We start from the raw sequence: 9,502 nt of genomic DNA, 5'->3' as shown, positions 1-9,502 counted from the left end.
CCTTATAGGAAGTATAAAAAGGCACCGCACCCCTGTATTTTACTACATTTCTCCATTTTCCCCTATTCGACATATTTTGCTGTCAAGGTTCGACAAAATCATCTAAACACTCGCGAACAATGACTTTTCATGATTTTGACGCTTGTGTCGATCCCCCTGGTTTTTTACGCTATTGGAGGTCGACACGGAATCTTACTTCTCCCGGACACATGCGAATTCAGATCAGAAAATCGGAGTTGCCACGTTCTACTTCGATGATCTCGCGTCTGGTGTAGCGCTCGCTGCGCCACGTATAGAGAACATCACGCTGTCGTAATTCGGGTCTATTTTTTGCTCACATCCATCTTGAGCTGTGCCAACCGTGCCACCGATTCGGAGTGATTCAGATAAACTTATCATCAACGCAGGAACCTCCTAAAAACAGCATAGAGAAAAATCTCCTGGTTCCACCAGCGCTAGCCCGGTTTCATCGGAATAAAGTTCGCTTTTAGTAATTTGCGGAATAGCTTTTTCCGACGAATTTATCAAATCGGCAGCCAGCTTCAAAGAAACAGGGACGGTAAAGTATTCAAGCAACGACATGAAACGTTTTTTAGACAGAAAATCCAGCGTAGCCATCCAGCATCTGTCAACATAGCGGTCATGTAATTGCTGCAGCCCGTCAGGAGCGAAATGGCTCAGTAAAGCCCGTGTCTTTTTATCCATCAACTCCTCCCCAAAAGGAACAAAAACATCTACCTTCGGATAATCCTCACCAAAAGGGCTAACTCCTGAAAGAGCAGACCATTCGCCTTTAGCTGCCTTGACGAGTCTTTCGAGCGCTCCCGTAGTAGGATTTCGCTTTATCAGGCCCTGGTAGTAATCTGATACGATAGCTGCTGACTTTTCTTCCTTCCATGATCCATACTTCTCAAGGCAACGATCCGTTTCCTCCCTGGCAATTACGTTCCTGTAAACCCATTGTCTTGTCTTTTGTTCACCATTTCGCAAAAAAGGGAACACCCATACCTCTGCCACATCCCCCTCATCGTGCCGATTTACTCTTCCCGACGCTTGAATTATAGAAGGCATTACCGAATTAGCGCGAAGCAAACATCGAAAGCTCAAATCCACTCCTGCTTCAAGCACCTGAGTACAGACCACAATAACCATTTTTTTATTTTTCAAGGCTTTTCTGATTTCTTCGATACGACTAGCCTTGTGAATGGATGTCATTGACCCGGAAAGATAATAAATATGTTCATCCCCCCGAAGTTCAGGGCCGATCTTTTTATAGATCAGGGCAGAATCCTTAATCGTGTTCATGATCACAGCGACAGAACCCTTCTGTCGTAGTTTCTCCACTGCCAGCTCCGCAATGTCATCCTCACTTTGGGCTTCTTTGATTACGTTAACTGTATAGCGATTCGGCGTTACTATTTTCGGCGCGAGAGAAACAATATTGTCCAGGCCCGATTCGAAGGGAGGCATCGTTGCCGTTGTGAAGAGTACCCGCATGTTCAACTCAGCCGCCATGGCGCGTAACTGGTAAAGGAATATTAACCACATATCTCCATCCATTATCTGCGGTTCGTCGATAATAACAAATGAATTTTCCAGAGCCTTCAGCCTCATGCTCTGCTGAGCCTTTGATGGAAAGAGGGCTCTGAAAAACTGGTTATAAGTCGTAGTTACTATCGGAGCCTGCCAGGATTCCATAGCCAAATAGCCTATATCATCCATCTCCTGTTTCTGCAAAATGGACAGGTGATGATGGACCATCACTTCAATTCCCGTAGCTGCCGAAATTTCTTCAGAAGCCTGAGAAAGGATGGAAATATATGGAGCGACATATACAATACGTCTGGCATGTCCTTTTACACAGCTTTCCAGGGCGACACGCAGGGTGTTCAGCGTCTTTCCATAGCCCGTAGGCAAAACGTTACTGAAAAAATGACAATCACAACTGGAACGCCAGGCAGAATAGACATCTTCCTGAATTCGCTGCCTTGTTTCTACCATATGGGGAGGAACACCGTTTTTTATCGCTTCCTTACCTCTAGAAATACAATAGCGTGAAAATATCTTAAGAGCTCTTTTAGCTGACTCCCCGTCGAGAAATACTTCCTCTATGCCTGCGGCATCAAAACGATCTGCAGTTATAAATTCTGATGTTTTGGTTCGCACATTAAACATGGCTGCCTCGGTATAGCAGACATCCGCCCGTTTCAACTGCCTGCTCAAATATCGGGAAGCATTATTTTTCCAGATTTTCCACTCTTCACGACAATTGCTCCACCAGTCATCGAAATACACCCTGTCATAATGAAACTCCGGGAAGTATTGCCTCACCAATTCTGTCAAGCCGATGAAATCAACCTCGTCGAAGGTATTCTTCCCGACATTTCCGTACCAGGGAGGTTCGTCAGTCCAGTCTTTCAATTTCCCATGATGGCTGGCGATATCGATCGCCAAATTAGATGCCAGCCATTGCAACTTGCGCCTCTCTTCTCTTTCAATCTGCCAACATTTTATCAAACCACTGGAGCAAAAACAGAAAAAAGCGGCCCCCAGCGGTGAATGCCAGGAATCTTCTTTTTGTTCTCCCTTTATGTATCTTTGCCAGGATATTCGGGCCTTTCCTGCATCGTGCAGCAAACCGGCAAGAAATCGCAGCTTCTGTTCCTTTCCCTTTTGGTGATTCCCCAATCCCCTAGCGACCACCAAAAGGTGATCTACCAGGGGATTGGAAGTACCGTCTAGGTTATCGGGACGCGCAACACATTCAGAAAGTGGCTTCACCAAAGACATATTGTTTCTCCAGAAACATCTACGAAGGATACCGGTTTGCCTTCATTCGGAACAGCGGGTACAAATTCAATGGACCTATTCTCGTCGTTGTAGATGAAATTTATCGTACCATCGAATCTTCGCCCTCCAAGATAACGGTATTGCATCCCGCTCACCCGGCTATAGCAGGTTCCTTCTCTGAACTTCAGTGAAGATATGGCATTTGTTGGAACTATTGTCCTTGTTGAGACTTCCCCCATAGCTGAAATGAGGATTCCTCTCGCCACATCAACAAACTTTGGGAAGGTCAAACAATAGGCGCAACCAAGATAGGTATGGTAATGACTTTCATTGCCTGACAGCTTTCCAACAAGATCTTTAAGATACTTGCCCGTGTAGTAAATTCGGTAATGAGGATTGACAACGAACTCCACTGCTGTGGGCCTGTTAAAGGAGTCCTTACCCCCCTTCTCAAATCCCTTTCCCATCATGGACATCTCCTGCGTACAGGTATAAACGGGAGTCATAAGACGCAAGGCCATAAAGTTATTCCCATCCAACATCTCCAGCCCTAAGATAGAGGCAAGCAGACCATGAAGCGCCGTTCTTGAAATAAAGGGATATGTAGCGTGTGTTCCTGTCGTATCAGGTCTGCGGAAATGTCCCATTTTCCCCTTCAGCTCGAATATCAACACTTGCAACCGAGATCACCTCCCTTTGCACAATGATTCCGGAGTCTATCTTAGGTCCAGAGTCTCTGCCTTAATATTTCCATCAATCATGAGTGCCGGGTTACAGGCAAGCCTTACTCTGGCGATATCGTCCCTATGCTCATCGAGCAAATCGACCAAAGCCGATACATCCAAATTGATCTGGGAAAGGGCCGTAGGAGAATTACCTTCAAGCCACGCGTCACGTTCGGGCTTAATTTTAATGTAATCCTCCAAAAATCCTATTCTATAAAAAGAATCCTTATACTCGACGTGGAGCAAAAATACAGGTTGCTGCATTCCCCTGCCTCTGGCTTGCCTCTGTTGGGTTCCCCTCCACAATCCTTCCAGCAAAAGATCTACATCCTCTTCGGTCATTCCAGTATCTTTTGCGATGCTGGCATTTATAACTCCGGGCATGGCAAATACGGCAAAGGGAAGGATGTAACTGGTCCAAATCGTGCCCTGCGAAGCTCCTTCCTTTTCTCCCTCTTCCGTAATCTTCGCATCCTTGCTGGGCATAACCACTGTCCCCTGTACATATTTAGTCTCGACTGGATGAAGCGAATGGGCCCAACCAAACTGTACAGGACCAGTCTGGTGAAAACTCTCTTTACTAACGCTATAGACGGCACCAAAGGTCCTAACATCAAAAGTACTTTCCATCAAAGCTTTTGCCTTGCTCTCAGCATTGCTTTTACCTGCCCTTTCCAGAATTGTCTCGGCAAGACTTTGCCGTCCCAGCAACTTGTTGTCTGTTGTTCGCTCCTCGCGACAGAAAATAAAATGTTTTTTATCATCTCCGCCATCCGGATAGCGGGCCAGCATGTAATCCCTCACATCTCTCTTTATGCTCACATCGGAAAGGGAAATTCGTCCGTCATCCTCGCCAAATATGCGTCTGGCATCGCTGTCGTTCAAAGGGTCTCTATTTGGGATACCGTCCTTGACACACTTTACAAACAGAATTTCAGAACTTTTTGCTGTCGCCATATTAATTCTTCCCTCCCTCTGAATTTTTACGATTCAACGTGTAGCCGGCCCAGAAAGCGGCCATAAAGTTATCCTCATTCCCCCTGATATCATCCTTCAATCTGCCATACTCCAGGAGAACCAGAGCCAGCAAATCTTTTGCATTGCTTGTCATATGAATATTTCTCTGAAGAGCATACTCATTCATGGGCACCAGTGCTCTTTTCCATATGACCTCCGGTTTAAGCCTGCTGCCAAAGGTCATGACACGATGTTTGATGAAATCCTTTTTGTTGCTTTCATGCCAATATTGACTTGAAAAATTTTTAACCGCCCATCCAGCAGCAAACCCTAATTCCTCGCAATCCGTGAAATTCATTTCCCCTGGGTCATCCCCACTAACCAGTTTGGACAACTCTTTCCAGTCCCTCACGGTAACATCACCTCCGCAACCTGATATTTCCCGATCATATTCATTCAAGAAACGGGAAAAGACGAGATAGAACAAAACCTCTTCCTGAAGCCTCCACAAACTATCTGGCAACTTAACAGCTAAATCAGACATCCTCCGAACCACATTTCCAATGAAACGTTTACGCGAAAGAGAACGTTGATAAAGCACCTTTCGCAAACTATCCCAGATATATGGACCGCCGTAGGCGTTGATCAACAACCAGGGAATCGATGAATATCTGTTACGCACAAATGAAGCATATTTATCGCTTAATTTACCAAAGAGGCTATTAGCCGTACTCTCTGCATACTCCATCATGGTTCCCGTCAATCTATCCAGCCTCGTAAGAGTGGAAGGAAGAATATCCTCTATCATTGCTCTGAGATGAATATCGCCCCTTGAGAGATCGCCAGAATAGTAGACCAGGTTAATTAAAAAACCCTGCCTGTCAAAATCATCAGGCAAACTACTTTCGAAGCCAGTAACTTTCTTTATGTGAGTTGAAAGTTTGTCCCCTGGAGTCTCCCCTTCCATCATCATGAGAACACTCTCGGCGAAATCATCTGACAAGCCTGCATCATCAAGAGTCTTGTCCATTAACGGTACGACGTAGGCACACCCCTGAATTTCTTCCACGGAGTTCCCCTGTCTAACCGATTCCTTTCCTCCAGCGCTGGCAACTGGAGAGAATATCTCCTTGACTAGAAAGATATCCAGCGGTCGGGTCAACCTGTCGAACGCACATGCCCCGCACGTAAAGGCCTTATAACATTCCGGACACATGGCAATCGATTTCACAAGCTCCCTTTCCTTCAACTCCATAGGAAGAGGACAACCCCATGTTGTGGTGAACCAAGACCACGACTTACAATATGCAGATACTAGATCCATCTTCTTGCCACAGAAATAGCAGGAAGAATCTTTCATCGTTCCCTTTTCGGCCCCCTCTCGAATTTTAGCTTGCCAAAAACATTCCAGCATTTTATATAGATCTGCCACGATAAACTTACCTTGATGTAGTTTACTAGGGCCAATCAGCGCCAGTTTTCGGTCCCCAGGCAATGGTTTATGATCCGAAAGGATGAAGGGGCCATCTTCCCTCAAACTTGCTAGCACAATGAGACCAAGCAGTTTTTCTTTTCCTCGAGAATGGACCTTAAATGACGCTTCGTGGAGTTTCTCCGCAACGATTTTTAGCTGTTCCGTGGAAAGCTGCATATCAATTGTTCGATCAATGCGGCCCTCTAGAAACTTTTTAGTACCATCCACCCCTTTCTGAAGCTCATCTTTCCAACTTTTCTCGAAAGTAAGATAAACAGGAACTCCGTACGCCCCCTGGGGTTTTACTGGATTTCCTCCAGAAGACCACACAAATGGAAGCGCTGCAGCATTGCTCAGGTCTGGTTGAAAAATCTGCTTTTTGTTCTTTTGCGATGGATAAACATATTTCCCCCATTGTATAGGCTCAAGTGCCATACATCTGAATTCTTTCCTCATGTCAATTTCAATAACCAGAATATTAGAGAAAAAACTTTTTACGTTAGGCTTTTTGATATCCGAAATCAGTTCCAATAGCTCTCTTGGTGACATTCCTCCTTTCAAGAGTGGTCGCCCAAGACTCATCAGATTTGAGATCAGCATTATCTCTATTCCTCCTTTCTTTTCCCCTTCTCAGCGACCTCTACGCAGCCGAAACCCGCAGAGTTCTTGCTTCCCAGGTCGCAATCGACGGCCTTTTGCAGCAGGGCTTTTGGTCCTTTCAGGCGGAAAACGCCGTTCCAGCTCTTCAGTGGATAACGGTTGCTCATACGGAAAAAGTCGATGTGTTGATGTACTTTCGAGACGCGTTCCAGTATCATCCCCCTCCCGGGCTCCTTCTCGCCGAATAGCAGAGAATGGGCGACAGCGTGCGGACGAAAACCTAAATCCTCTCCACCATAGGATTCTTAACCGTCACACCAGTGCAATCCAACAGATTGTTGCCCAGCCTTATGTGTCTCTTCGTGAGCGATCCGTTGGCAAGATCCTCCAGAATTTCCCTCTCCGTCGACGCGATCATCAGCCTTAGCGGAAGGGAAATCAGTATATGGTTCCCCTCGCACCGGATCTCCCCTCTGCCGAAGATCCAGGAAAAATAGAAGAGCTTGAAGTGACGTTTGCCCTGGATGTAGCCCCTGTTGTGCAGAAACGCCGCCAGATCTGGGGCCTACAGCAGACCATCGCTTGAAGCGAATTATGGTTGCTGCATAAAAGACGAATATATAAATTATTCTTTGTCGAAAAAACTAATGAAATATGTAATGCTTTCACTTCTCTTACAATTAGATATAATTGTATTATAATTGCGAGTGTAATGTCTAGCTAACTCCATGTACCATTAAGTATATCATAAACTTAATAAAACTCAAATTTGAAACGATCTTTTAAATAAACAGTTGTTTTTAGAGGGGAATTTTTATTTAGTTGATAGGGCGTAACTAAACAATCTTTAATTATAAAAACATACAAACAAAATTACAATTTATTAAAGGCTGACGCTTATGAATTTAAAACTAGGCGTAAATATTCCTTATCAGCCTTTAATAAATATACTTCCATCCCTTATAGGAATTTTAATAAGTTAAAAAATAAGAGAACTCCATGAACTATATTTCCATCCCTTATAGGAAGTTAGAAAAGAAGTTACTTCCATACATCTTAGCATGTATGGGAAAGTGTTTCCATCCCTTATAGGAAGTTAGAAAAGTACAAAAGAGACCAAGCATAAGAAGTGCCTATAGTAAGTTTCCATCCCTTATAGGAAGTTAGAAAAGAGTAAAAGCTGATACAAAGGATCCCAATTATTACAAGTTTCCATCCCTTATAGGAAGTTAGAAAAGAGCGTGGAAAAAAGCGCAGGAAAATATTATCGCGAAGTTTCCATTCCTTATAGGAAGTTAGAAAAGTGCGATCTGACGGCGTTCTGGTTTCTAGAGGCACCGGTTTCCATCCCTTATAGGAAGTTAGAAAAGCGGGGAGCAGTACCGCCGTGAGCGGTACTGGCTTGAGTTTCCATCCCTTATAGGAAGTTAGAAAAGTTTTGGCCTACCTGCTAATAGGTACGTTCAATCATAGTTTCCATCCCTTATAGGAAGTTAGAAAAGCAACGAAAAAGCCTACCGCTACGAGCCGGGATATTAGTTTCCATCCCTTATAGGAAGTTAGAAAAGCATCCCCTCCATCATCTGGGTGGGAGTGCTGGCCATCTTGTTTCCATCCCTTATAGGAAGTTAGAAAAGTGGATGAGGAGTATGAGGAGGTAAGGTAATGATGTAGTTTCCATCCCTTATAGGAAGTTAGAAAAGTACAAGACCAAAAATGATGATGCAAGGACAATACCATGTTTCCATCCCTTATAGGAAGTTAGAAAAGCAACACTGCATTACGCGTTATTTCGTCGCTTGGGGAGTTTCCATCCCTTATAGGAAGTTAGAAAAGGGGAACATCGGCATATGTTCATATCACGGAGGATTATGTTTCCATCCCTTATAGGAAGTTAGAAAAGTTTTGTTTCGTACTCCATATGTACTCACAGGAGCTAGTTTCCATCCCTTATAGGAAGTTAGAAAAGGAGGTGGATAAAGTAAAAGCAACCCAAAAAAAGAAATGTTTCCATCCCTTATAGGAAGTTAGAAAAGAGCAAAAGGCGGCTCGATCTTGAGATCGCACGATTATGTTTCCATCCCTTATAGGAAGTTAGAAAAGGAGTTCCGAGGATATGATGTGAGGTTGAAGTTTGATCTGTTTCCATCCCTTATAGGAAGTTAGAAAAGTACATGTGATTTTATGGACGCAGATCTCTTCTCGATGTTTCCATCCCTTATAGGAAGTTAGAAAAGCGCCATATCGGCGTGGGTCAAAAGCCCGATATTGTCGTTTCCATCCCTTATAGGAAGTTAGAAAAGTATATATCTGGGGAGTGTGTTTGAAATGGTTTTGGGGTTTCCATCCCTTATAGGAAGTTAGAAAAGTAGACCTACAGCAATGGCTACCACATATGCAGCAGTGTTTCCATCCCTTATAGGAAGTTAGAAAAGTGATCCCACACGAGGTCTCCTGGCGTGCTGTAAGCGGGTTTCCATCCCTTATAGGAAGTTAGAAAAGCAAAAGCCAGAAAATGGCAAATGTTTTAGGTATGCTGTTTCCATCCCTTATAGGAAGTTAGAAAAGAACCGGTGACACAACAATAGTAACTTATTCAATTAAGTTTCCATCCCTTATAGGAAGTTAGAAAAGTACAAGTTGCGAGGGGCCTATCACCCTTGATGAGCTGTTTCCATCCCTTATAGGAAGTTAGAAAAGTTCGAGGCGGATATTAAGCATAGATGGAGAAGTAATGTTTCCATCCCTTATAGGAAGTTAGAAAAGCTATCGCAACGAAAACCTCGCCAGGCTCCCGAATAGAGTTTCCATCCCTTATAGGAAGTTAGAAAAGTGTGAAACATTAGAAGAAGCGTGGGAAAAGTGGGAGTTTCCATCCCTTATAGGAAGTTAGAAAAGTATATCCAAAAAGAGCCCATAGCGGATTCAAATAGATGTTTCCATCCCTTATAGGAAG

Annotated in this window: 6 protein-coding genes and 1 CRISPR repeat array; of the genes, 2 read left to right on the top strand and 4 right to left on the bottom strand. The window is 44.0% G+C overall.

The window, feature by feature from the left end; all coding sequences use genetic code 11:
- Positions 1–414: 414 nt before the first annotated feature.
- Genes cas3 through B4J50_RS08725 form a run of 4 tightly spaced genes read right to left on the bottom strand, consistent with a single transcriptional unit; the run spans position 415 to position 6,381 of the window.
- Positions 415–2,790, bottom strand: a complete 2,376-nt coding sequence (gene cas3 / locus B4J50_RS08740; protein WP_286954093.1) for a CRISPR-associated helicase Cas3' — start codon at positions 2,788–2,790, stop codon at positions 415–417.
- Positions 2,778–3,464, bottom strand: a complete 687-nt coding sequence (gene cas5, locus B4J50_RS08735; RefSeq protein ID WP_286954097.1) for a CRISPR-associated protein Cas5 — start codon at positions 3,462–3,464, stop codon at positions 2,778–2,780. Before cas5 ends, cas3 begins: the two co-directional genes overlap by 13 nt.
- 42 nt (positions 3,465–3,506) lie before the next feature.
- On the bottom strand, positions 3,507–4,472 hold the full coding sequence (locus B4J50_RS08730; RefSeq protein WP_286954090.1) for a type I CRISPR-associated protein Cas7: 966 nt from the start codon (positions 4,470–4,472) through the stop codon (positions 3,507–3,509).
- 1 nt (position 4,473) lies between these two features.
- A complete protein-coding gene (locus tag B4J50_RS08725; RefSeq protein ID WP_333593011.1) occupies positions 4,474–6,381 on the bottom strand; it encodes a hypothetical protein in 1,908 nt (635 codons plus the stop codon).
- Between the two features lie 73 nt (positions 6,382–6,454).
- On the opposite strand from B4J50_RS08725, the gene B4J50_RS09820 reads away from it, so the two are divergent.
- The gene (locus B4J50_RS09820; protein ID WP_286954087.1) at positions 6,455–6,973 is read left to right on the top strand and encodes a hypothetical protein; all 519 of its coding nucleotides are present in this window, start codon (positions 6,455–6,457) and stop codon (positions 6,971–6,973) included.
- Between the two features lie 18 nt (positions 6,974–6,991).
- Positions 6,992–7,132, top strand: a complete 141-nt coding sequence (locus B4J50_RS08715) for a hypothetical protein (RefSeq protein WP_286954085.1) — start codon at positions 6,992–6,994, stop codon at positions 7,130–7,132.
- Between the two features lie 363 nt (positions 7,133–7,495).
- Positions 7,496–9,444: direct repeats of the CRISPR family, unit length 30 nt; unit sequence GTTTCCATCCCTTATAGGAAGTTAGAAAAG.
- Positions 9,445–9,502: the final 58 nt, after the last annotated feature.

The organism is Aminobacterium sp. UBA4908 (assembly GCF_002398115.1).
GTDB classification, from domain to species: Bacteria; Synergistota; Synergistia; order Synergistales; family Aminobacteriaceae; genus Aminobacterium; species Aminobacterium mobile.
The sequence above is the reverse complement of the archived record's forward strand: the minus strand, read 5'-3'. Positions and strand labels throughout refer to the sequence as shown.